The 24,582-nt window shown below is 38.2% G+C and carries 25 protein-coding genes and 1 pseudogene; 18 read left to right on the top strand and 8 right to left on the bottom strand.

Annotation, left to right across the window (positions count from 1 at the left end):
• From ABYK33_RS00705 to ABYK33_RS00695, 3 genes and pseudogenes are all read left to right on the top strand, one after another.
• Positions 1 to 406 (top strand): annotated as a pseudogene (locus ABYK33_RS00705) (ketol-acid reductoisomerase); the annotation flags it as partial.
• A gap of 274 nt (positions 407 to 680) precedes the next feature.
• Positions 681 to 1,745, top strand: coding sequence for a divergent polysaccharide deacetylase family protein (locus tag ABYK33_RS00700; RefSeq protein WP_373030977.1), 1,065 nt, complete (start codon positions 681 to 683; stop codon positions 1,743 to 1,745).
• A 138-nt stretch (positions 1,746 to 1,883) separates the two neighbouring features.
• Complete coding sequence (locus ABYK33_RS00695) at positions 1,884 to 2,660, top strand: DNA-processing protein DprA (RefSeq protein ID WP_373030976.1); 777 nt, start codon at positions 1,884 to 1,886, stop codon at positions 2,658 to 2,660.
• A gap of 4 nt (positions 2,661 to 2,664) precedes the next feature.
• Here the strand turns inward: ABYK33_RS00695 and ABYK33_RS00690 are convergent, their stop codons facing one another.
• Positions 2,665 to 3,198 carry a TlpA family protein disulfide reductase gene (locus tag ABYK33_RS00690; protein ID WP_373030975.1) on the bottom strand — a complete coding sequence of 178 codons (534 nt, stop codon included), beginning with the start codon at positions 3,196 to 3,198 and terminating at the stop codon, positions 2,665 to 2,667.
• A gap of 477 nt (positions 3,199 to 3,675) precedes the next feature.
• Between ABYK33_RS00690 and ABYK33_RS00685 the strand changes: the two genes are divergently transcribed.
• Entirely contained in the window at positions 3,676 to 4,764 is a 1,089-nt protein-coding gene (locus ABYK33_RS00685) for a glycoside hydrolase family 3 protein (RefSeq protein WP_373030974.1), read from the top strand.
• A gap of 2 nt (positions 4,765 to 4,766) precedes the next feature.
• On the opposite strand, the gene ruvX is transcribed toward ABYK33_RS00685, so the two are convergent.
• The gene (ruvX, locus tag ABYK33_RS00680) at positions 4,767 to 5,153 is read right to left on the bottom strand and encodes a Holliday junction resolvase RuvX (RefSeq protein WP_373030973.1); all 387 of its coding nucleotides are present in this window, start codon (positions 5,151 to 5,153) and stop codon (positions 4,767 to 4,769) included.
• Positions 5,154 to 5,360: 207 nt separating this feature from the next.
• On the opposite strand from ruvX, the gene ABYK33_RS00675 reads away from it, so the two are divergent.
• Positions 5,361 to 7,532, top strand: coding sequence for a response regulator (locus ABYK33_RS00675; RefSeq protein WP_373030972.1), 2,172 nt, complete (start codon positions 5,361 to 5,363; stop codon positions 7,530 to 7,532).
• 59 nt (positions 7,533 to 7,591) lie between these two features.
• Here the strand turns inward: ABYK33_RS00675 and ABYK33_RS00670 are convergent, their stop codons facing one another.
• The 6 genes from ABYK33_RS00670 to hemW are packed head-to-tail and all read right to left on the bottom strand — an operon-like array spanning position 7,592 to position 12,559.
• Complete coding sequence (locus ABYK33_RS00670) at positions 7,592 to 8,479, bottom strand: NlpC/P60 family protein (protein WP_373030971.1); 888 nt, start codon at positions 8,477 to 8,479, stop codon at positions 7,592 to 7,594.
• Between the two features lie 4 nt (positions 8,480 to 8,483).
• Positions 8,484 to 9,116: a C40 family peptidase gene (locus ABYK33_RS00665; RefSeq protein WP_373030970.1), complete on the bottom strand. Its 633-nt coding sequence runs from the start codon at positions 9,114 to 9,116 to the stop codon at positions 8,484 to 8,486.
• 12 nt (positions 9,117 to 9,128) lie between these two features.
• Positions 9,129 to 10,166, bottom strand: coding sequence for a tRNA preQ1(34) S-adenosylmethionine ribosyltransferase-isomerase QueA (gene queA, locus ABYK33_RS00660; protein WP_373030969.1), 1,038 nt, complete (start codon positions 10,164 to 10,166; stop codon positions 9,129 to 9,131).
• Positions 10,167 to 10,174: 8 nt separating this feature from the next.
• Entirely contained in the window at positions 10,175 to 10,975 is an 801-nt protein-coding gene (gene tatC / locus ABYK33_RS00655; protein WP_373030968.1) for a twin-arginine translocase subunit TatC, read from the bottom strand.
• Entirely contained in the window at positions 10,975 to 11,466 is a 492-nt protein-coding gene (gene tatB, locus ABYK33_RS00650; RefSeq protein ID WP_373030967.1) for a Sec-independent protein translocase protein TatB, read from the bottom strand. The genes tatC and tatB overlap by 1 nt, the downstream gene beginning before the upstream one ends.
• Before the next feature lie 37 nt (positions 11,467 to 11,503).
• A complete protein-coding gene (gene hemW / locus ABYK33_RS00645) occupies positions 11,504 to 12,559 on the bottom strand; it encodes a radical SAM family heme chaperone HemW (protein WP_373030966.1) in 1,056 nt (351 codons plus the stop codon).
• A gap of 245 nt (positions 12,560 to 12,804) precedes the next feature.
• Between hemW and ABYK33_RS00640 the strand changes: the two genes are divergently transcribed.
• The 13 genes from ABYK33_RS00640 to ABYK33_RS00580 all read left to right on the top strand — a co-directional run bounded on the left by ABYK33_RS00640 (position 12,805) and on the right by ABYK33_RS00580 (position 24,581).
• On the top strand, positions 12,805 to 13,278 hold the full coding sequence (locus tag ABYK33_RS00640; RefSeq protein ID WP_373030965.1) for an RNA pyrophosphohydrolase: 474 nt from the start codon (positions 12,805 to 12,807) through the stop codon (positions 13,276 to 13,278).
• Entirely contained in the window at positions 13,279 to 14,484 is a 1,206-nt protein-coding gene (locus tag ABYK33_RS00635; protein WP_373030964.1) for an aspartate kinase, read from the top strand.
• Positions 14,485 to 14,488: 4 nt separating this feature from the next.
• Complete coding sequence (locus tag ABYK33_RS00630) at positions 14,489 to 15,037, top strand: HobA family DNA replication regulator (RefSeq protein ID WP_373030963.1); 549 nt, start codon at positions 14,489 to 14,491, stop codon at positions 15,035 to 15,037.
• Complete coding sequence (locus tag ABYK33_RS00625; RefSeq protein ID WP_373030962.1) at positions 15,034 to 15,726, top strand: DNA polymerase III subunit delta'; 693 nt, start codon at positions 15,034 to 15,036, stop codon at positions 15,724 to 15,726. The genes ABYK33_RS00630 and ABYK33_RS00625 overlap by 4 nt, the downstream gene beginning before the upstream one ends.
• 30 nt (positions 15,727 to 15,756) lie before the next feature.
• On the top strand, positions 15,757 to 16,896 hold the full coding sequence (folP, locus tag ABYK33_RS00620) for a dihydropteroate synthase (RefSeq protein WP_373030961.1): 1,140 nt from the start codon (positions 15,757 to 15,759) through the stop codon (positions 16,894 to 16,896).
• A gap of 7 nt (positions 16,897 to 16,903) precedes the next feature.
• Positions 16,904 to 17,548 (top strand): vancomycin high temperature exclusion protein, encoded by a 645-nt coding sequence (locus ABYK33_RS00615; RefSeq protein ID WP_373030960.1) that lies wholly within the window; start codon positions 16,904 to 16,906, stop codon positions 17,546 to 17,548.
• The gene (gene ligA / locus ABYK33_RS00610) at positions 17,545 to 19,491 is read left to right on the top strand and encodes an NAD-dependent DNA ligase LigA (RefSeq protein WP_373030959.1); all 1,947 of its coding nucleotides are present in this window, start codon (positions 17,545 to 17,547) and stop codon (positions 19,489 to 19,491) included. Before ABYK33_RS00615 ends, ligA begins: the two co-directional genes overlap by 4 nt.
• A complete protein-coding gene (locus ABYK33_RS00605; RefSeq protein WP_373030958.1) occupies positions 19,491 to 20,060 on the top strand; it encodes a DUF1287 domain-containing protein in 570 nt (189 codons plus the stop codon). The genes ligA and ABYK33_RS00605 overlap by 1 nt, the downstream gene beginning before the upstream one ends.
• A 3-nt stretch (positions 20,061 to 20,063) precedes the next feature.
• Positions 20,064 to 20,783 (top strand): TlyA family RNA methyltransferase, encoded by a 720-nt coding sequence (locus ABYK33_RS00600; RefSeq protein ID WP_373030957.1) that lies wholly within the window; start codon positions 20,064 to 20,066, stop codon positions 20,781 to 20,783.
• Positions 20,784 to 20,785: 2 nt separating this feature from the next.
• Entirely contained in the window at positions 20,786 to 21,592 is an 807-nt protein-coding gene (locus ABYK33_RS00595) for a bifunctional riboflavin kinase/FAD synthetase (protein WP_373030956.1), read from the top strand.
• Entirely contained in the window at positions 21,589 to 22,365 is a 777-nt protein-coding gene (locus ABYK33_RS00590; protein WP_373030955.1) for an alpha/beta hydrolase, read from the top strand. Before ABYK33_RS00595 ends, ABYK33_RS00590 begins: the two co-directional genes overlap by 4 nt.
• A 45-nt stretch (positions 22,366 to 22,410) precedes the next feature.
• Positions 22,411 to 23,118 (top strand): carboxy-S-adenosyl-L-methionine synthase CmoA, encoded by a 708-nt coding sequence (gene cmoA, locus ABYK33_RS00585; RefSeq protein ID WP_373030954.1) that lies wholly within the window; start codon positions 22,411 to 22,413, stop codon positions 23,116 to 23,118.
• Between the two features lie 119 nt (positions 23,119 to 23,237).
• A complete protein-coding gene (locus tag ABYK33_RS00580) occupies positions 23,238 to 24,581 on the top strand; it encodes a class II 3-deoxy-7-phosphoheptulonate synthase (protein WP_373030953.1) in 1,344 nt (447 codons plus the stop codon).
• Position 24,582: the final 1 nt, after the last annotated feature.

Here is a 24,582-nt window from a genome sequence, read left to right as displayed (position 1 = left end):
ATTGGTACAAGCTGGTTTTGAAACATTGACTGAAGCGGGTTATGCTCCAGAACTTGCATACTTTGAATGTCTTCACGAGCTTAAGCTTATCGTTGACCTTATGTTCGAAGGTGGGATCGCTGACATGAGATACTCTATCTCAAACACAGCTGAGTACGGTGATTATGTTTCTGGTAAGAGAGTTATCAACGCTGAGTCAAAACAAGCGATGAAAGATATCTTAACTGAAATTCAAGATGGTAGATTTGCAAAAGATTTCATCCTTGAAGGTCAAGCAGGTTATCCTCGTATGAATGCTGAGCGTACAAATGACAAAGAAAAACTTATCACTAAAACTGGTAATAAACTTCGTGAAATGATGCCTTGGATCTCTGCAGGTAAAATAGTAGACCAAGATACTAACTAATCTTTTTAGTTATTTCACTGCATCTTTGGGTGATGGACTCAGTCAGCTACTACTCGTAGCCTCATTCGTCCAGACACCCAAACCTACAGAAAACTAACTAAAAATCTTTAGTTAGTTGTTTTTTTCACTTACCCAAACATTCAAATCTAAGCACAAATCAACAAAAATCTTTAGTTAGTTTTATTTCTTTCCCTTTTTCTTTAAACATATAAAATATTAACCTCTTTTAATGCTTCTTCGCTACAATAGTTGAAAATTAAAACTAGTGGACTTTATGGCAACGCAATCCAAAAAAACAAATACGACATCTTCTCAGAATACACCTAGAAAAAGAAGACGCAGAAAAACGAAAAAGAAACCTGCTTTCAAAAAAAGTATCTATATCGTGTTGGGTGTCTTATGGATGATACTGTTGGTCGCCTTTGGATATTTTTTGGGACAGAATGCCAAGGCAAGTAGTCAAACACCCATAGCTCAAACCTATAAGACGTATGAAATAGACAGTAGGAAACAACTTTTAGAGGCTCTCTCTAAGATAGAAGCACAAAAATCCAAAACAACAAAAGAAGAAAAGAAAACGACCACAAAGCCTTTAACCCGGGAAAAAAGAAAAGAAGAGAAGATTGTAAAAAAAGTAGAGTTCGTAGAGGTAAAAAAAGAGAAAAGCGTGAGATTGGTAGAGAGGACGGGAAGACCGAAACTTGCTATTATCATCGATGATGTGTCAACCAGAAGTCAGTTAAATAAGATAGCAGCTACGGGTATAAAAATGACACCATCTATCTTTCCTCCCTCAGAGCGTTCTATGACTTCGCATACCTTGGCTGAAGGATTACAACATTATATGATCCATTTACCTATGGAATCAGGAAGTGCACAGTTTAACAGACAGTCTAAAACACTCATTACAAACTTTAGCAACGCACAGATAAAGGCTAGAGTGAAAGAACTTCGAAAGCTTTTTCCTACTGCACGGTATGTCAACAACCATACAGGTTCTGTATTTACAGACGATCATAATGCGATGCAGACACTTTATACAGCACTTCGTAAAGAAGGGTTCGTTTTTGTTGATAGTAGAACCATCGCTTCAACTAAAGTCCCTAAGATCACAGATGAATATGGGGATGCCTATGTCGCAAGAGACGTCTTTATAGATAATGAACATAATGTCCCTTACATTCATAGACAGCTTCAAAAGGCGGTAGAGATGGCGAAGAAAAAAGGCCATGCTATCGCTATAGGACATCCCCATAAGGCAACTATGAAAGCACTTTCAAGTGCAGGAAGTATCTTCAGCGAGGTAGATCTAGTCTATATTGATGAGCTCTATCAATAATATGTACCCCAAGGGCATTTCCTCCTTTTGGTCAGGGCACAATTTGAATTGCCATACTCTTTTCAAAAGTATGACAATTTGTAATATTTTTCCTGATGGATACACCGCTATGATATCATAGGCCTAAAAAGGCATCGTATGAGTCAAACACTTATTCAGCATATACCCAGTTTGGAGGGTATGAAGAAGTACCCTTCTACTCTATTTTATAAGGGTGCGCTGGATCTACTGAAACGCCCTAAAGTCTCTATTGTGGGAACAAGACGACCATCAAACTATACACGACAGTTTACTTATACGCTTGCCAGTGCTTTAGCCAAACGAGGGGTATGTGTAGTTAGTGGTGCCGCGATGGGAGTGGATACCATAGCACACACTGGAGCAGGGGAAGAGAATACTATTGCTGTTGTAGCTAATGGACTGGATATACGCTACCCTGCAGTCAATAAAGGGCTTATAGAGTGTATAGAGAACAAAGGACTGTTGCTTAGCCAATTTAATGATGGGTTCAGAGCAACAGGGTGGAGCTTTGTGGTACGGAATGAACTGGTCGTTGCACTTGGAGATATATTGATCGTTACAGAGGCAGATCTGAATAGTGGTTCCATGCGTTCAGTGGAGTATGCTTTGAAAATGGGGAAAGAGATATTTGTACTTCCTCAGAGACTGGGTGAAAGTTTGGGTACGAACCAGTTGTTACAGGATAAGCAGGCAACAGCCATACATGATATAGAGGTATTTGCATCTACGTTTGGTCAGATCGCGAAAGATGAGTTGGAAAAAGATGATTTCTTCTATTTTTGTCAAACCACACCTACATTTGATGAGAGTATTAAAAAGTTTGGTGACAGGGTGTATGAGGCAGAACTTGAAGGCGTTATCACGATACACAACGGTATCGTGAGATTAAGTTAGAGCACTATTTTGTTGGTTGTGATAGTTGTGAGATAAGTTCTTCAAGTGATGCTTCCGGAAGCATACCGGCTTGAACAAATTGTACATCACCTTTAGTATCTAAAGCTACGAGGAAAGGAATACTTCCTTTCCATTGTGCTCTTTGCTGGATATAGTTTACAACTTCAGAAGCTTTCTCTTCAGAGATCGTAATGTAGTTCATCCCTTTCTCTTTTGCAAACTTTTTGGTTTGCTCATTGTTGTACCCTTGTACTTCAATAGCGACAATGGCTAATTTGTCTTGATGTTTTTTTTGTAGCTTGATCAAGTGTGGGATCGATGCTAAACAAGGGGGACACTTGTGTCCAAAAAACTCTAAGAAGATCACTTTCCCCTCAAGCCCTTTAATGTTAAGACCCTGTTCTGTACCTGTAACATTATATGTTTTTCCTGTAATGTCTGTCATAGTCATTTCTGCTAAAGGGTTTTCATTTTCAGCTGCCTGAACATATGTCAAGAGTGAAAAAAATAGAAGGGTCACTGTAAATAATTTTTTCATAAATGGGCCTTTAAATAGTATTTAGCAGATTATACACTATGAAGATGTAAAAATCGTGTAATTATTTTGAATTAGGTAAAAATTTTTTCAAAGAGCATCAGGGGTACAAAAAAGGGAGGAGGGAAAATGATATGAAAAAAGACCTAAATAAAATAAAAGGGAGATTCAGGTCTAGTTCTTCTGATGCTCTTATGAAGGGATTATAATATTATAAGGTTAACTGAACACTAATAAAACATCTGATTATAGATAAAAGATGTTAGGGGGAAGTGTTTCAAAGAGCATCTTTGGGACTAAAGGGAGAAAAATATTTTAAAGGAGTCCTAAAATGATATGTAAAAGGGAGGGGGTATTTTAGGTGTCCCTTGATGCTCTTATGGTCGTAGTGTAATACAGCAAGGTTAACCGTATGCAAATAAAGAGTAGTTACACTATAATATTAAATTCGGGATAAAGATACAATGAAGGATATTTTTAATGATAAAAAAAGTTTTATTACTGGTGCTGTTTGCAGTGAATACAATATGGGCACAGGAGTTGGCACTTGAGAAAAGAATAGGTCAAATGCTGATGGTCGGATTTCATGGTACACATGCACCAAAAGCAAGTCAAATCTGTAAAGATATAGCAGAGTATAATCTTGGAGCTGTGATTTTATTTGATTATAACCCGGTGGATAAAAATAAGCCAAAGAATATTGCTACAAAAACACAGTTAGCCAAACTGACCAAAGAGCTGCAGGCATGTAGTGCAGATGGTAAGTTACTCATTGCTGTAGATCAGGAGGGTGGCAAGGTTCAAAGACTTAAAAGTAAATACGGTTTTTACGGTAAGTTCCCCAAAGCTTCGGATGTGATCAAAATGGATCAAAGTAAGATCAACGAGACCTATACAAGGATGAGTAAGGAATTGAGAAGTGTTGGGATCAATTACGATCTTGCACCTGTAGTTGATCTGGATATCAATATGCAAAACCATGTGATCCATGGTTTAGGACGTTCTTTTGGTAAAGATCCTCAGGTGGTAGCTAAGTATGCCAATACATTCATCGATGCGATGCACAGCAATGGAGTACTTACATCTATTAAACATTTTCCTGGACACGGTTCTTCGGTAGGAGACACACATAAAGGATTTGTGGATGTAACGAACCTTTGGAAAGAAGTGGAGTTAGAACCCTATAGACTTTTAAAAGACAAGGCAGATACGGTCATGGTCGCTCATGTGTTTAATAAAAAAATAGATGCTAAATATCCGGCAAGCCTTTCTTATGAGACTATTACAAAACTATTAAGATGGAAACTCGGTTACCATGGTGTGGTGATCACAGATGATCTTCAAATGGGTGCGATCTCTAAAAAATATGGATTGAAAAATACACTGAAACTTGCTATTAATGCAGGAGATGACATCTTGTTGATAGGGAATCAATTGGATCCTAGAAAAACAGTGAGTACAAAAAAACTGGTTGATACCATAGCCTCACTGGTGCAAAGTGGAGAAGTGAAAGAAGAGAGTATTAATAAAGCCTATAAAAGAATTCAGGGCTTAAAGCAGAAACTCTGATCTTAGTGTTTAAGCCATCGCTCTAAGATGATTTTCGCAGCGACGGAGTCGATCTTGCCATCTTTTTTATGTTTAAATATACCCATGGTAAGCTCTTTGGCTTCAATGCTTGAACTTTGTTCATCTTGATAGGCTACTTCTATGTCCAGCTCAAGCAGTGAAACAAAATGTTTGATGCGTCTTTCCATCTCTTCAGAACTCTCAGCATCTTTAGGGAGACCTACGATCAGTTTCTCTATTTCCCACTCTTTTAAAAAAGTCTTGACATCTCTTGCAGCTTGGTTTCGGTTTTTTCGTAGGATGGCATTTTGAGGCACGACTATATTACCATCAAGGCAAATTGCCACACCTATACGTTTAAGTCCTACATCTATACATGCTAATTTCATAGTGAAATTGTACCCAAACTTTTATCATCTCTTAGCATCTGTTTGCTATAGCATCCTGTGTAAAAATATTGATGTATTAGTGGGGTAGGACCCAATATAAACTATTATACTTCTAAATAAGTAAAAAAATAAAATCCTTTGCTAGAATTGTAGCAGGGAAATGTCAGCATGAAGAATATTAAATTACAGACAATAAGGTAATATCAAATGCATTTTAATAAAATAAGTATGGCCATCATAGGCTTAAGTATGATGAATTATGCACAGGCAAGTGAAGGTGCAGACATAGAAACTTTCTGGATATGGGTTGCCTTATTTGCCTTGGGGTTAGTAGGCATTACTATATTGTTCATCACGTCTCAGCAATCACAGAAGATGCAACAGCTGCACCAGTCTATGTTTGACAAACAGCTGGAAATGGAAAAAAACCAAAATCTCCTCCTTACCAATATGAGTGAAAATATCCATGATATTGCAAAGCAGGCTCTCCAGAAAAGCCATAAAACCATAGATAGATCATCCAAGTTAATTAAGCATAAAGTAGAGATCTTATCTAATGTTGAAACTAAACTTTTAGATGTCACCAATGCACTGATAGATTTTCTTCGATTAAAATCAAAAAAAATTGAAATAGTCAATGAAGTGTTTAACATTAACAACGTACTGAATGAATTGTCAGGTACTATCTGTACGCAATTTTCGGGGAGTCAAGTTGAACTTATTTTTGATATCGATAAAAATATACCACGTCGTTTAGTCGGGGATTCACTGCATTTAGGACAAACTCTCAAAAGTATACTTGAACATATTTTGGAACAGGGAGATTTGGATGAGATCAAATTAGAGATATCCATGTTTGATACCTTTGATGAACATGTTGAGTTGCAGTTCCAGTTCTCTGATACAGGTAGAGGACTTGACCCTGAGGCATTAGAAGACCTATTTGTACCGTATTATGATGAAGAGACAGGTATGTATGTAGGGCTTGGCCTTTATGTGGCCAATGAATTGGTCAATATGATGGGTGGAAAACTCTCTGTGCATAGTATCGAAGGGAAAGGAAGTACCTTTACACTTTTCTTACCTTTTGATATCGTGGAAAAAACCAATCAGAGAAAATATAGATTACCAGAGAAAATACTGATTGAGAAAAAAGTTTTTATTGTTGATACAAATTATAATTCTGCTTTGGCTATCAGAAAAATGTTCGCATATTTCAGACATGAAGTGAAGGTACTTTCTATAGAGGAATTTATGAAAAATATTCCTAATCTTACCTCTTTTGATATTGTTGTTTTACATGAGAGTCTTTTTAGTGTCAGATTGGTTGAATATCTCAAAAAAATTAAGATGGAAAAAGAGCTGAAGGTCATCGCACTCAATTCATTACTGCAATCTGATAAAAAAAGTTTTGTGAATGAGGTGATAGATACACATCTTTTCAAACCACTCAATCAAGAACGTATTTTTGAAATGATCGTAGATATCTATAATATCAAAACGCCTATTGATATGAAAGAAGAAAAAAAGGCTGATATCCAACGCATACAAACACATAAGGCGCACATCATTGAGACAAAAGGTATTACAAAGAACAGCTTTAGAGATTTCTCTGATAAAAATATACTTATTGTGGAAGATAATCTTATCAATCAGAAAGTATTGATCAACTTACTACACCTTTCGGGTATGCATATCTCTGTCGCAAATAATGGACAAGAAGCTGTGGATATGGTGAAGGAAAGCAGAGAGCAATTTGATCTGGTGCTTATGGATATCAATATGCCTATCATGGATGGGTATGCAGCTACACAGATGATACGTCTTGACAAGAAGTTTGATGACTTGCCTATCGTTGCATTTACGGCATTGGTCTTAGACAGTGAAATTCAAAAAATGTTCAACAGCGGTATCAATGCCTTTTTAGCCAAACCACTTAATATAGGAAAACTCTATACAGCGCTTTCCATATATCTCTCTGATACATCTACAGAGGCATCTCAAGTAAAAGCAATTGAATGTGAAGAGGACATTACTTATGAAGGACTCGATATAGTAAAGGGTATCAAGCATGCCAGTAACAGTGAAGCACTCTATCTTGAAGTTTTGAAGGAATTTTCTACAGCGTATGGTACCAGTGATGAAATTTTTGTTAAATTGATACAGGAACATCGTTATGAGCAGGTAAAGATGTTATGTGTAGATATGAGAGGATTGACAGGTACCATCGGTGCAGAAGATATGCATATATTGGTAACAGAGATATTACAGCAACTACTCTACAAAAAATACGATATGCTTGTCAATTTTAATGCGAAGTATATCTTTGAGATTAAAAAGTTAAAGCGTTCTATAGATAAATATATCTCTGCATCTTAGCAGTTTCACTATTTTAAAAACCCGTTAAGATAGAGCCACTTTTTTATAGAAAGAGGCCATTAACGGATCTCTGCGATAAAAGCATCTTTTTGTATATGCGTTCTGATACTTGCCAACAGTTCAACTGCATCAGCTCTTTTACGGTATGGTCCTATAAGCAGTTTAGCAATTTGTTGACCATTGACAGGGAACTTTATGATCTTATAATGATATCCGGCTCTTGTGATTTTATAGAGTAGATCATCTGACGGCTGCCCTGAAAATGAACCGACTTGCACATAGAAATTTCCTATAGCAGATGCCTGTATTTTTTTAGGCATGATACGTGGAGCTTTCTCTTTTATCACTTTTTTGGCCTTCCAGGGTTTTGCATCTCTCATTGCGAGCTTCTCTTTTGACTCAGGTAGATATCTTCGACAGATACGTAATCTTTTTTTATAATATGGAGATGTATTCAGGTTGGAGTAGACGATCTCATATTCTGTAGTACTCGCATGTGTGAACCATCCGTCACCCAGATACATACCGACATGGGTGATCTTTCCTTTAGGGTTGTTATCTGTGTCAAAGAAGATGAGGTCACCATAGACCAACTCATGCATCTTGATCTCATCTCCCACTTTAGCCTGTTCTCTTGCCACGCGAGGTATCTCTATACCCATACTTCCGTACATGTAGTAGGTAAAACCGGAACAGTCAAACTGATTTGGACCTTCTTCTGCCCAAACATAAGGACGTCCCTGAAGTTCTTTCACCATTTTATCAAGACTTTTCTTGTTAGGTTCATACTTTACTGTAGGTTTTTGAATGGCATAATCGGGATTCTTAGGATGAGGGTTAGGTTTACATGCTGTTAGTAAGTATAAGAAAGTCAAAGTAAATGCTACATAAATAATTCTTTTCATAGATGTATTATAGATGAATGCATTTAAATTAGCTTGAATCAAAGCATTAGCTCGGTACAGCTTTTTTAGGCAGTTTCATCCCTGGCTGCCATGGTGTAGTATAGCGTGAACTTGTAATCTTCATCTCTTGTAAGGGGACATCACAATTCATATATTTTGCACGCTCATCTTCACTCAAATAACGTTTACATACTTTCATCCGTTTGACGTAGACAGGTTCTTTATCAAAGTGACTAATGGTGACTTTTCTGTCTTTACTGCTGGCATGTGCAAACCAGCCTTCTCCGAGATAGATACCTACATGGTTGATATATTTACTTCTTTTATTGGTTGAGCCAAAGAAAATGAGGTCACCATAATGCAGGTTTTTGAAAGGAACATGTTTACCCATCTTTGCCTGCTCTCTTGCTACACGAGGCACGTCAATACCCATAGATCCATAGATGTTATATACGAGCCCTGAACAGTCAAATGCATGTGGACCTTCTTCTGCCCATACGTAAGGTTTTCCCAGATAAGAGTCTAGTAGATCTTGAATGTTTTTTCTATTGGGGTTACAGGTTTTTTCCGGTTTGATAATTTCATAATTTGGATAGTTGTAGGGTTTCTTTTGTGCGCATCCACTAAAGATAAATAGGGTTGATATAGATATAAAAATATATTTCCAGATCACTGTCATGGCTAGACCTTTCTAGAGTATTAACATTGCATCCCCATAAGAAAAAAACCTATATTTTTTCTCTATGGCCTCATTATATAAGTGTAACGTTTTTTCTCTTCCTATAAAAGCGCTGACTAACATAATAAGCGTACTTTTTGGTAAATGAAAATTGGTGAGTAGATGGGTGACTCTCTGAGGTGGATTGGAAGGGTTCAGGAAGAGGTCGCATTCTCCTTGTGTTTTTTGGGTCCGTACATAATACTCGATCGTTCTTGTCACGGTTGTACCTATAGCCAAAACAGGTGTTGTGCTGTCCAGTACTTTAGCAGATGATCGGGGGATGTCAAAATATTCTGAATGCATAGGATGATCCAGGATCTCTTCAGCTTCTACAGGCTTAAAAGTACCTGCTCCAACGTGGAGTGTGACTTTATGTGTCTTATGTCTTTCTTCCAATGCAGCAAAGAGTTCAGGGGTAAAATGAAGTGAGGCAGTAGGTGCAGCAACGGCACCTGCATTTTTGGCAAAGAGCGTTTGATAGTCTGTCTCATCTTCTTCATTGTCTTCTCTTTGCATGTATGGGGGTAAAGGAATATGTCCTATGTCATCCAAAACAAGGACCAACTCTTCAAAACGTATTTCTTTGCCGTGATGGGTAAAAGTGACGATACGTGAACCATCATCATTAAAACCAGTGACAGTGGCCACCAAGGTATCATCAAACAAAAGCTCTGTTCCTATCTTGACCTTCCCTCTAATGAGTACAAGATAATGGTGTGCATCGAGGGGTTTGTTAAAAAGAAGTTCTACCTTACCTCCTCCTTGATTGTTTACAGACTTTTTATGGCCAAAGATACGTGCTTTTATGACTCGTGTATCATTGAGAAGGACATCACACTCTTTAGGTAAAAAGTCCAGTAGGTGTTGAAACGTGGTATGGGTAACGGTGTCTGTCTTTCTGTCATATACCAGAAGTTTTGCATGGTCTCTTGGATGAACAGGTGTAGTAGCTATGAACCCCTCTGGGAGGTCATAGTCATAATTTTTAGTTAGCAGTTCTTCTTTCATCTCAATCGTTATTTATCACTTTGAGAAGTTTCTTTCTCTTCACTCTCTTCTTCTGTTTCTTCATCCTCATCTACTATGTGAGGGTTCACCGCACGTACAATGAGTATAGAAGCACCATACAAAAGTATCAGTGGTGCAGCCATAAGTAGCTGAGTAAGTACATCCGGGGGTGTGAGCAATGCTGCAAGCACAAAGATGATAAGTACTGCATATTTAAAAAAGTCTTTGAGAGTCTGGTCTGTTACCAATCCAAGCAGTGCCAAGAAGTAGGCAAAGACCGGAAGTTCAAATGCTATACCAAAGCCCATCATGATCTTTGTAAAAAAGCCAACATAATCTTCAATGTTGATCAGTGGTGTATAGAGGAAGGAACCAAAGGTAATGAGGAACTGAAATCCAAATGGTGTAACCACATAGTACGCAAATAGTACACCTACAAGGAACATCACAGATCCACCGATCACAAAAGGAAGTACCATTTTTTTCTCATTACTGTATAAACCAGGTGCGATAAAGAGCCAGAGTTGATAGAGTATAAATGGTAATGCCCCCAATATAGCTGCAAAAAATGAAACCTTAAGTGCTACGAAAAATGCACCACCGACCTGGTGTGTGGTTACCATACCGTCAGCAGCTTTTTTTGAAAGGTGTGCGACTTCTGCCAAAGCTTCGTTGAGAGGTGCTGTGACCCATTCTAGTATGGCTTCATGAAATACAAATGCAACGATAAATGCAACAAATACGGAGAGAACAGAAAGTCCAAGTCTTTTTCGTAATTCTACGAGATGGGGTCTAAGTTCACTAAACATTATGCATTATCTTTCGGGCTGTCAGTCGTTTCATCAGTCACTTCTTTTTTCTTTTTCTTTTTTGGTATTTTTTTGAATGTCACAGTCTCATTTTTTGCCTCAACCTGTGTGGCAACTGCTTCGTCTTCATCAGTCTTTTTTTCTTTCGAAGAATCATCAGTTTTAGAAGGTTTTGCTAAGGCTTTAGCTGACTTTGTTGAAATTTCATCATCATATGTGACATCATCAAAATCATCAAAGTCTATATTTTTAAAATTTTTAAGTTCGCTTGTTGCATCATCAAGTTGTTTTTTGTAGCTCAGTGCTTCTTCTTTGAGATCTGCGATCTTCATCTCTTCTTCAAGAGAACTCTTCGCTTCACCCACAGTCTTTTTAACACTTTTGATAAATTTCGCGATCTCAATCATCGCTGAAGGTAACTTATCCGGCCCTAAAAAGAGTATAGCAATGATAGAAATAAGAAGTAACTCGGTAAATCCGATGCCAAACATAGTGTGCCTTGTAGTTTAATTGTTGTATTTTATCAAATTATCCTAAAATGTAGAGTGCGAGTTCATCACTCAGGAAGAAATTGTCATTATAGTAATGTTCAGTATCACAAAGAAGTTTCTTTTTTTTACAAAGTATATTTGCTTTTTCTATCATCTCGTCTGAGAGAAGGGATTTTTGAATACCTAGAGAACTTCGTAAACCTAAAAATATTTTTTCTGTCAGTAGTTCGTCTGGTGTCAATGGTTCTTCTGTAATGTTGAGCGGGTTTTCCACATAGGCATCGATGTTTGTTTGAGGATAATAACGTCTGTCTTTTAAGAATCCTACTGCTCCAGCACCTGCACCAATATAGTTTTTAAGTTCCCAGTAGCCCTTGTTATGTTTGCTTTGGTATGTACCGAAATTGGAGATCTCATACGCTTTGAATCCTCGTTTTTCTATCTCCTCAGTCACAAAAAAAGCAAGATTTTCATCTTCCTGCCTTACCTCAGGGGTAGTTGAAAATTTTGTACCGTCTTCTATAGTGAGTTCATAGGCAGATATGTGGTCTATAGGTAGAGAAAAAGCCTCTTTTATGTCAGCTGAAAGAAGTGTTTTAGTGTCACCCTGGTAGTTGTATATCAAATCTAAGGAGAGATGCTCATATCCAAGTTCTTTAGCATAATGTATAGCATCTTTGGCTTGCTGAGGATTATGGGCACGATTGAGTGCTTTGAGTTTTTGTGCATTAAAACTCTGTACCCCAAAACTGACACGGTTGACACCAAGGTCTTTCATGCCTTTCAGCCACTCTTTGGTCGCAGAGTTCGGGTTTGCTTCTGTTGTGATCTCAGCATTTCTTTTCAGATAGGGATGAAGCAGTTTAAAAATGGGGGCATATAGTTCAGGGTTTATGGTTGAAGGCGTACCCCCACCAATAAAAAGTGTTTCTACACTTTGCGGTTTTGCGTCAAAACGCTCCAGTTCAAAAGAGAGTTGTTGATAAAGGGCATCCATATACATGGACTGGGTTTCAAATTTATCGACATAGGTGTTAAAGCTACAGTAGTGACACTTAGAATCACAGTAGGGGATATGGAGATAAATTAGCAAATAGTTTTCTCACTTTTTGAATGTTTTTCAAATGTTTGTAACCGCATTTTAGGTAAAATAATATCAGAAAATTAGGAATGTATAGATAAACTTTAGTAGATTTAGAGTAAAAATACAATTTAGTACTGCTTATCAGAAGAGACAAGTCTCTATCGCTTCTTTTGAAAGAAGCACAGTACTAACGTAAATATCAGAATTTTAGTTTTGTTGCGGCCTATTTAATTAAATTAGTGAAATGAGTAAGTATGCAAAAGAAAAAGAGCTATAGGCCCAATGTTGCAGCTGTAATACTCTCTTCCAAATATCCGGATAAGTGTGAATTTTTTGTAGCACATAGAAGTGATATAAAGAATGCGTGGCAATTCCCTCAAGGGGGTATCGATGAGGGTGAAACACCTCGAGAGGCTTTGAAGAGAGAATTGCTGGAAGAGATAGGCTGTGATCATGTAGAAGTAATAGGAGAATTTCCAGAGTGGATCTCTTATGACTTCCCAAAAACATCACGAGGTAAAACATACCCTTTTGACGGGCAAACCCAAAAATACTTTTTGGTACGTCTTAAAGAGAGTGCAATTATCAATCTACAGGCATATGATATCCCTGAGTTTGAAGAGTATGAGTTCGTAGAGTATGAACAGTTATTTAAAAAGGTGACCTACTTTAAACGTAAAGTGTATCGTAGAGTGATCGACTATTTTATAGAAGAGGGTTTGATATAGATGTTAGTTGTACATAAATATGGTGGTACAAGTGTTGGAGATTTAGATCGCATCGAAAATGTGGCCAACCGTGTAGCAAAAGCAAAAGAAGCAGGTGACGACATTGTCGTAGTTGTTTCTGCGATGAGTGGTGAAACCAATAAATTGATAGGTTATGCAGAGCATTTTACGCAAAACCCAGCAAAAAAAGAGATGGATATGTTGCTCAGTTCGGGTGAGCGTGTTACTGCTGCATTACTCTCTATAGCATTACAGTCAAAAGGATATGCAGCCGTAGCAATGAGCGGACGTCAAGCAGGTATTGTTACAGATAATGCACATACGTATGCACGTATAGAGGCTATCGACCCCACTGCGATGCACAATGCAATAGGCGAGGGTAAGATCGTTGTTGTAGCAGGTTTTCAGGGTATCAACAAAGATGGTTCAGTGACAACACTGGGTCGTGGTGGTTCGGATCTTTCTGCTGTTGCGTTAGCTGGAGCATTGAAGGCTGATCAGTGTGAGATCTATTCTGATGTAGATGGTATCTACACGACAGACCCACGCATAGAACCCAATGCAAAGAAGCTTGACACTATCTCATATGATGAGATGTTAGAGCTTTCATCATTGGGTGCGAAGGTGTTACAGAACCGTTCAGTTGAACTGGCAAAAAAACTTAATGTAAAACTATACGCTAAAAGTAGTTTTAGCGATAATGAAGGTACGCTTATCACAAAGGAGAGCAACAGTATGGAAGAAGTATTAGTAAGTGGTGTTGTCCTTGACAAAAACCAAGCAAGAGTAACACTTAGAGGTGTTTCCGACAGACCAGGGATCGCAGCAGAGATATTTACAATGTTGGCAAAAGAGAACATTAATGTAGATATGATCATTCAGAATATGGGTACTGACGGTTCAACGAACTTAGGTTTTACAGTAGCTCAAAGTGAGCATGAGAATGCCAAAAAGCTGATGGCAAGTTTTGATCATGATATCCAGGGTATGGATTTTGATGAACATGTATGTAAAGTATCGGTTGTTGGTGTGGGTATGAAATCACACTCTGGTGTAGCAGCTATAGCATTTACTGTACTTGCAGACAGCAACATCAACATACAGATGATAGCTACTTCGGAGATAAAGGTCTCTATGGTGATAGATGAGAAGTATGGTGAGCTTGCTATCCGTGCACTTCATGAAGCATATGAGTTAGATAAGTAGCGTAATGCAACAGCTTTTAAAGTGGACACTGGAAACCATACGTGGAGAAGAGTCCTCGTTCTCATGGATGGAAGAATACCGTTACGAGTGGGCACCTTTAGCGAAGAGTGCTGTTTCCCAAAGTATAGAAGGTAAAACGGCTCTTCTCATTACCGATGAATCTTATGAGTGGTTTGGTAAATATATTTTGCGTAATATCAATGATCTGAAGAAAAACAGACCACTGCTTCCTTTCTATTGTCTATCAAGTTGTTTCCCGCAGCTTCAAAGCATGAAATCAACACAAGATATACAGCTGCTTGAAGATATGTTGGATATCTCTTATCCGAACGGATATTATATTTGGTATATCGGTAAAGGTGACCATCCTTATACAAAACTCGCTTACAGAAATGATGACAGTTTTTTATGGGTGATGGATGAAGAGGTACAAGACAGTTTTGCATTCCGCAGTTCAGATACCTTATTGGATATTAAACTCTTACAGCTTTTTAAGCTTTTTGACAACACACTCTCCGCAGCATTATTCGGGGACTTAGACTTAGAATCATGAGATTAGTCAGTCAGGTTATTATCACTGCACAGATTGAAAATACGATTTTAGAGCTTGAAAAGCTTCGTAGTCATGAATACATTATAGAAATTATATCACCAAGTATTGCAGAGACGATCGCTACTGCTCAAGAAGATGCACCCAGTGGATATAAGATACATAGAATTGCTACCGAAAAAGAGACATTTTCTGTAGTTGACGCAAAGCTTGCTATTGAAAAAGCATATATGTCAAGTACAGAGATCACCATCATTATACTTGCAGCTAAAACCTTTTCTCCGTTAGTGCAAAATAAACTTCTGAAAGTGATAGAAGAGCCACCGAAAAATAAAGAGTTTATTATAGTGACTGAAAGTAAGTCAACTATTTTAGATACGATCAAATCACGTTTACCTATCACCGTACTTAGTGAAATTAAAAAAGATGAAGATCTGGGTTTAGATCTAAGATCTTTATCTTTAGACAGTGTATATACATTTGTCCAAACACATAAACGTACTGATGCCAAGGCTATGAAGTATATTATAGAAGGGATAAGTAAAGAAGCTATCCGATCACAAGGGTATAATTTGGATGAGAAGACGCTTACTTTATTTTCAAATGCTTTTATAGCTTTAGATATGGGATCACCACCTCAATTTCTACTCAATACACTACTATTAAAACTACTGGCTCGAAAAAAACGCTAAAATATAGCTGTAATTTACAGGGGGCGCGCTATGAAACTATATCAGCTTGGACATATAACAGATAAAAAGGCAGCCCTCAAAGCACTTAAGGTAGAGAGTGGCGGTGTGAGTATCATGGCAAAGAAGATGGAGCTTCTCTACTTCTTTATCCAGGATCTTAAAACACCCGCAGCAAACATACTCAAACAGGATGCTCTCAGCATTGGTGCAGATCTTGCTGTTCCCGGGGGCGTGATACTTTGTGAAAAACCTACCTATGACTGCATATTGATCGGTACAAGAAAACATATAGAAATACTCTCTAAGAAAGAGTTGGCGCAACCTTTTGGACTTAAAACAGTTGCGGCAGAGCTTAAGAAGTTTCTTTCTGTCAAAACCTATCCTACTCAGATCATGGGTGTGATCAATGCGAACGATGACAGTTTTTTTGCCGGAAGCAGATTTCAGGCAGAAGATGCGATTAATCAGATACATACAATGATAGACGATGGGGCAAGTATCATTGATATTGGTGCTGTGTCATCCCGTCCGGGTGCGGATGCAGTGAGTGCAGAAGAAGAGTTGGTACGCATCAAGCCCATTTGTGACATTATAAAGTCTGAAAAATTGTATGAAAAAGCTATTTTCTCTGTAGACAGTTACACACCGGATGTTATAGAATATGCACTTAACAGCGGATTCAGTCTCATCAATGATATTACAGGTGCAAGTAATGAAGATATCATAAGACTCGCAGTGAAATATGAATCGAAACTCTGCATCATGCATATGCAAGGTGCGCCAAAAACCATGCAGAAAGACCCAAATTATGATGATGTGATGGTTGAGGTCAGCGATTTCTTTGAAGAGCGCATCCGTCAATGTGAAGCATTGGGATTGAGCAGAGAAAATATCATTTTAGATGTAGGGTTAGGTTTTGGTAAAACTTTGGAACACAATATCACACTGATCAAAAACATGACACATTTTAAAGTATTTGGCTGTGAAGTGTTGGTAGGTGCAAGTCGAAAATCAATGATAGACAAGATCATTGCTACAACAACGGAAGAACGTTTACCTGGAACCTTGGCGATCCATTTGAAAGCAGTTGAAAATGGGGCTTCGATCGTACGTTGTCATGATGTGGCTGAACATCGACAGGCTTTAGCCGTTTTGAAAGCGATACTATAAGGCTTTGATGCGCATTGTAAAATGGATCTTTTTGATCGTACTGTTCATACTGATAGGGCTTTTTAGCATGGATATCTACATTTCAAAACAGGCAGAAGCAGATATTTATAAGGATATCAGCAAAGTCCCGGCAAAAAAAGCTGCTTTGGTGTTGGGTACGGCCAAATATATGATAGGTGGTGGTAAAAATTATTTTTATACCTATCGAATCCGTGCTGCAGTAAAACTTTTTAAAGCGGGCAAAGTGAAAGCTATTGTTGTATCTGGAGATCATAGTACAAAGTATTATAATGAAACAGGAAAAATGCAAAAAGATCTTATGAAAGCAGGGATTCCCAGTCAATACATTACCCTTGACCCTTTAGGTCTAAGAACCCTTGATTCACTGGTGAGGGCTGAAGCGATTTTTGACCTAAAAGACTATATAATCGTCTCACAGAAATTTCATCTTGAAAGAGCGTTGTTTATAGCCAAAGCCAAAGGACAAAAAGTCATAGGGTTTATGGCAAAAGATATCCCGGGAACAGCTGCTGCCTATAGAATGAAAGCAAGAGAATATTTAGCCAGAGCAAAAGCTTTTTTAGATGTATATATTTTACATACTGCCCCAAAGTTCTATGGAAAAAAAGAGAAAGTAAACTATAAAAAATGACAAACGAACAATACCAAGAAAAAATCAATATCCTCAAAAAATGGGCACAGGCTTACTATGTGGATGACAACCCTATAGCCACAGATGAAGAGTATGACAAACTTTACCATGAAGTATTAGACTACGAAACAGCCAATCCTGCCCAAGTGGCAGAAGACTCCCCTACAAAGCGTGTGGGTGGTGTGGTGCGTGATGAGTTTTCCAAGGCAAAACATATCAAACGTATGTGGAGTATGGAAGATGTATTTACGACAGATGAGGTTCGGGTATGGTTGGACAGAACAGTTAAAAATGTAGGTGAATGTGTCTACTTCTGTGAGCCTAAGTTTGATGGTGCGAGTATGAACCTGCTGTACGAAAATGGCAAGTTGGTCCGTGCGATCACGCGTGGTGACGGTGTTGTGGGTGAAGAGGTGACAGATAATGTTCGTACTATCCGTTCAGTACCTCTTAGCATTGCGTATGAAGGTCAAATAGAGATACGTGGTGAAGTGGTCATACGTAAAGACGATTTTGAGATCATAAACAAAGAGAGACTAGAAGAGGGTGAACAGGTTTTTGCAAATCCGCGTAATGCTGCAGCAGGAAGCCTAAGACAGTTGGACTCTTCTATTACAGCCAAGAGAAGATTGGTTTTTTACCCTTGGGGTTTAGGTGAAAATACACTTACCCAGACAAAACTTTCCCAAAAGATGGATCTTGTCTATGAGTTAGGATTCCTGGAACCTCCGCATGCACAGGAGTGCAACAGTATAGAAGAGATAGAAGCCTTTTATCAGGATCTTATCTCTTTGCGCAATGAAATACCAATGATGATGGATGGTATGGTCATTAAAGTGGATGATGTAAGCAAGCAAGAGGATTTGGGATACACAGTCAAAGTACCAAAGTGGATGTGTGCTTACAAATTCCCTGCTGTAGAAAAAGTGACTAGAGTTAATGCCATAACGCTACAGGTAGGAAGAACGGGTGTCATTACCCCTGTAGCAGAGGTAGAACCTGTAGAGGTAGATGGCGCCATCATAGCACGTGCGACACTTCATAATTTTGATGAAATTGAACGAAAAGGTTTGATGGTAGGTGATAGCGTAATACTTATACGCTCAGGTGATGTAATTCCTAAGATCACTAAAGTGTTGGATGATAGACGTAATGGGTCAGAAATAGCTATTGAAAGACCAACTGCATGTCCTACGTGTCAAAGTGAACTTCTTGATGAGGGTACGCTTATTAAGTGTCAAAACCTGGACTGTCCGGACAGAGTCGTCAACTCTATTATTCACTTTGCCAAAAAAGGGTGTATGAATATAGACGGACTTGGTTCCAAGATCGTCGAGATACTGGTTAAAGAACATAAGATCGAAGATATTCTAGGACTTTATCATCTGAAATTTGAAGATCTGGAAGGAATGGAAGGTTTCAAAGAGAAGCGTATACAAAACCTGCTTGATGCCATAGTGGCCACAAAGGGTGTACCTCTTTACCGACTGATCTCTGCGATGGGAATAGAACATATCGGAGAAGTGGCAAGTAAATCATTGGCTCTGGAGTTTGGTTTGGGTGTGGTAGATGTTAGCTTTGAAGAAGTGGTTGCTTTGGATGGTATAGGTGAAGAGATGGCAAATTCTTTACTGGAGTTCATGCGTGTCAACTATGACTTTGTTTTAAAACTTTTTGAAGAAATACAGCCTACTGTAGAAGAGAAGATCATTGCAGAGGAAAATCCGTTTAAAGATAAAACAGTAGTACTGACAGGTTCAATGTCTGTAAGCCGTGGAATCATCAAAGAGATGCTTGAAAAACTGGGTGCCAAAGTCAGTGGTTCTGTGAGTAAAAAGACAGACTATGTGGTCTATGGTGAAGATGCCGGGTCTAAGTTGACAAAAGCTGAGAGTTTAGGTGTGAATACTTTGACTGAGGATGAGATGCGAGAGATGCTATAATGAAACTGGGAACTATAGTACTTTTTTTAGTATGGAGTACATGGCTTTTATCTGGAAATGTTGATACTTTTGTTAAAGCTTCACGTGCACAAGTAGGTATGACCCTCACTTACAATCCTGAGTATAGGTATATCAAATACCCGATGGGAGATATTCCTATCTCTAAGGGCGTTTGTACTGATGTCCTGGTACGTTCATTTAGAGGTATGGATATTGATCTACAGGAGCGTATTTATGAGGATAAGAAGAAGTTTCCAAAACGTTACAAGGGGCTCTACTATACGGATAAACTAGATCCAAATATCGACCATAGAAGGGTGAAGAACATTCAGGCCTATCTTATCTCACGTGGATATAGGGTCAATGACAATTTCAAGCCGGGAGATATTGTGGTCTGGAAGCTCAAAGCAAGGAATGGAAAGAGTCTGGATCATATCGGTATTTGTTCAGACAAAAGAAACGCTCATGGGGAACCATTGATCATACACAACATTAACTCTGGAGCCAAAGAGGAAGATGTTCTGAGAAATTATAAAATAGTAGACCACTTTAGGGTGTTTGAGAGGTAGGAAATGAGATTAGATAAATACTTGGTAGAAGAGGGTTACTTTGAAAGTCGTAACCGTGCAAATGATGCGATAAAGGCCGGGCAGGTCATGGTAGATGGAAAGAAGGCTAAAGCCTCAGCTAAAGTAGATGAAAACAGTATCGTTGAAGTGGAAGACACGAAGTTTTATGCGAGTCGAGCAGCGCGTAAATTAGAGGACTTCCTAGCTGAACACCCTGTGGATATGAAGGGTAAAAGAGCGTTAGATATAGGTTCGAGTACAGGTGGATTTGCTCAGATAGTACTTGAAAATGCTGCAAATACACTTTCATGTGTAGATGTGGGTAAAGATCAACTGCATGTTTCACTGCGTACTAACGAAAAGCTTTCACTACATGAAGAGACAGATATACGTGAATTTCAAAGTGATGATGCTTTTGAATTGATCACTTGTGATGTCTCTTTCATCTCTATACGGCAGATCACAGATGATATAGACAGGCTGAGTCAAAAGGGTACAGATATCATTATACTCTATAAACCACAGTTTGAAGTAGGTAAAGATGTGAAGCGTGACAGTAAGGGAGTAGTACAGGATCTTGATGCTATCGCCAGACGAAAAGAAGAGTTTGAAGCAGAAGCTGAAAAGTTAGGATGGTCCCTCACATATGAGGCACTCTCCAAAGTTCAGGGAAAAGAGGGTAACCAAGAGTATCTTTATCATTTTGTAAAGATGGAGAAATAGACTTGCAGTTTAAAAATGAGATCAAAAGTATTGCCATAGGCTCATTTGACGGTATACATTTAGGGCATCAAGCACTTATTGATAGAGCGGATGCACTGGTGATCATAGAAAGAAATGGCGGTTACCTGACACCTGGGTATAAACGGTCACTTTTTACCTCTAAAGTATGTTGTTTCTACCATTTTGATACGATAAAATCGTTGACTCCTGAAGGATTTGTACAGAAACTTGAAGTTGATTTTCCTGCACTTGAAACGATCGTTGTGGGCTATGATTTCCATTTTGGTAAAAATAAAGCAGGAAATGCCCAGACACTCAACACTTTATGTGATAAAGAGGTAGTTATCATAGATCAGGTAAGCCTTGATGGGATACCTGTTCACTCGCGTACCATCAAAGCATATTTGCGTGAGGGTAAAATAGAACTGGCAAATAAACTTCTGGGTAGAATCCACTATATACAAGGCCAGGTGATACAGGGGCAAGGCCTGGGTAAAAAAGAGTTGGTCCCTACGATCAATTTAAATGTAAAAGAGTATCAGCTCCCATTAGAAGGTGTCTATGCTACACGTACGCTCATTGATGGTCAATGGCTAAATTCTGTGAGTTTTTTCGGACACCGTGTTACAACAGATGACTCTTATGCCGTAGAGACACATATCTTAGATAAAGAGATCGGTGAAGTAAGAGGAGAGATAGCGTTACAACTTGTAGACTTCATACGTTTCAATCAAAAGTTTGAGAGCCTGGATGCATTGAAAAAACAAATTCACAATGATATAGGTTTGGCAAAAAAGCGATTAACGTGAAGAAGATACTGAAAAGAATAAGTATCTTTTTACTTATTGGATATGTAGGAACAGGATTATTTCTCTATCTGAATCAGAGGTCACTTCTTTATTTTCCTACTCCAAATATCTCCACATCATATACGCAGATAACATTTCAAAACCAGGGAGAATCTATTCATATTATTGTCTTAAATAAGGGGCATGAAAATGCCATACTTTATTTTGGAGGTAATGCTGAATCAATGGCACAAAGTAGTGATGAGATCGCTAGACAATTCCCTGCCTTTACAGTTTACCTTATGGATTATAGAGGTTATGGTGGCAGTACAGGAGAGGCGAATGAAGAGGGGCTCTATAGTGATGCATTAAAACTCTATGATACTGTCAAGCCTAAACATGATTGTATTGCTATTGGAGGGCGTAGTTTAGGTACTGGTATAGCTACCTATGTCGCAGCCCACAGAGAAGTTTCCAAACTTGCACTTATTACTCCTTTTGACAGTATCATCAATGTCGCGCAGGAAATGTATCCTATTTTCCCTATATCGTATCTGCTTCATGATGGGTATGATTCTCTCAGTAGAATAAAAGAGATAAATGCAAAAACACTTATTATTATTGCACAAAAAGACAAGGTTATTACAAAAGAACGTACACAACAGCTCATAGATGCTTTTGACACTGATCAACTACAGGTTATGACGATTAAAAATAGAGGACACATAGATATCTCTTCAGATGCTACATATTATAAAATGATGCAAGACTTTATAGGTGAAGGGTGTGACTGATCGGTACTTTTAGTGTAAGTATAGAATTTATGATAAAATGACGACATGAAAGATAAAGTATTTAATAAGCCTATAGAAAAAAAGTTTGAATTTGATGAAGCAGTCGCTTCTGTTTTTGATGATATGTTGAGTCGTTCGGTACCTTTTTATGATGAGGTTCGGAAGTTGATTATCTCATTGATACTCGCAGAACAGGAAGAGGGGTTAAAAGTACTTGATCTTGGTTCTTCTACAGCAAAGTTTTTACTGGATCTACACAGTAAAATGGATGTCGACATGCAGCTGAAAGGTCTTGATAACTCTCAAGCCATGTTAGACAGAGCAGCACAGAAATGTCAGGCTTTTGGAGCAAACATAGATTTGGAATTGGCAGATATGCTGACCTATGACTATGATGAAGAAGATATCATCGTGGCAAACTATACATTACAGTTCATACGCCCTATGCAGCGTGTAGAGCTTGTGAAGAAGCTTTATAATGGGTTAAAGGATGATGGTATTTTTATTTTTTCTGAGAAGGTGGTCTTGGAAGATAAGAAGCTTGACAAAGACCTTATAGATATTTATTATGAATATAAAAAAGAGCAGGGCTATAGTGAGTATGAGATCGCACAAAAGCGGGAAGCTTTAGAAAATGTACTCATTCCTTTTACCATAAAAGAGAATATACAGATGTGTAAAGATGCGGGATTTAAGAACATCGAAACGGTTTTTCAGTGGGCAAATTTTGTGACTTTTGTTGTGAAAAAGTAATACTTATTTTAATCATTAGTAAGAGTTATTCACTCCTATTTCACACCTGTGAATAACTTCAACACCTACTTTTCATCTTTTTTAGCTATAATCATCCAATTTATTTTTAAGGATATATCATGAGTTGGACACCTAGTAGTTGGAGAGCATTCCCAATCAAGCAACAACCAACATACCAAGACCAAGAACTTCTTAAAAAAATAGAAGAAGAATTAAGTTCATACCCGCCACTTATTTTTGCAGGTGAAGCTAGAGACTTGAAAGAGAAATTGGCTGCAGCCGGAAGAGGTGAAGCATTTTTACTTCAAGGTGGAGATTGTGCAGAAAGCTTCTCTAACTTTAATGCACAAAATATTAAAAACCTTTTTAAACTGATGCTTCAGATGAATATGGTTTTGATGTATGGTACAGGTAAGCCAGTAGTAAAAGTAGGTCGTATTGCCGGACAATTTGCAAAACCTAGATCTTCTGATTTTGAAGAGATAGATGGTGTAAGTTTACCAAGTTACCGTGGTGATATTATCAATAGTATGGAATTCACTGAAGCGGCAAGATTACCGAACCCAGAAAATATGATCAAAGCATATAATCAGTCTGCAGCTACAGTTAATCTTTTACGTGCATTTTCAAGAGGCGGTTTGGCAGATCTTAAAAAAGTACACCAGTGGAACCTTGATTTTATTAAAGACAATCCACTTGGAAAACGTTATGATGAACTTAGTACTAAAATTGATCACGCCATGAACTTTATGGCTGCATGTGGACTTAACAGTAAGACTATACTTCAGCTACATCAAACAACACTCTACACTTCACATGAAGCATTGCTTCTAAACTATGAAGAGGCATTGACCAGGCAAGATACTGAGACAGGTGATTGGTTTGATTGTTCAGCACATATGCTATGGATAGGTGACAGAACAAGAGATCTTACTGAAGCGCACATTGAATACTTCAGAGGGATCCAGAACCCTATTGGTTGTAAAGTGGGACCAAGTATGGAAGAAGATGAACTTATCGAACTCATAGATGCCCTGAACCCTAATAATGAAGAAGGAAGACTAAACCTTATCGTTCGTATGGGTGCGAGCAAGATAAGAGAGTATTTTCCTAAACTTCTAAAGCGTGTGAGAGATGAAGGAAGAAATGTTGTATGGTCTTGTGATCCTATGCATGGAAATGTTGAAAAGAGTTCAACTGGATTTAAGACCAGAGATTTTGACAACATTCTTTCTGAAGTAGAGCAGTTTATGACTATCCATAAAGAGATGGGAACGGTTGCTGCAGGTATACACTTGGAGATGACAGGAAATGATGTAACAGAATGTACAGGTAGTACTTCTTGTGCGATTACTGCAGAAGGACTGGCAAGTCGTTATCATACACAATGTGATCCAAGACTTAATGCTTCTCAAGCATTAGAACTTGCATTTATGCTCTCAGGCGCAGATAAGGAATCTTAAT

Source organism: Sulfurovum sp. (assembly GCF_041562805.1).
In the GTDB taxonomy this organism is placed as follows: Bacteria; Campylobacterota; Campylobacteria; order Campylobacterales; family Sulfurovaceae; genus Sulfurovum.
The sequence above is the reverse complement of the archived record's forward strand: the minus strand, read 5'-3'. Positions and strand labels throughout refer to the sequence as shown.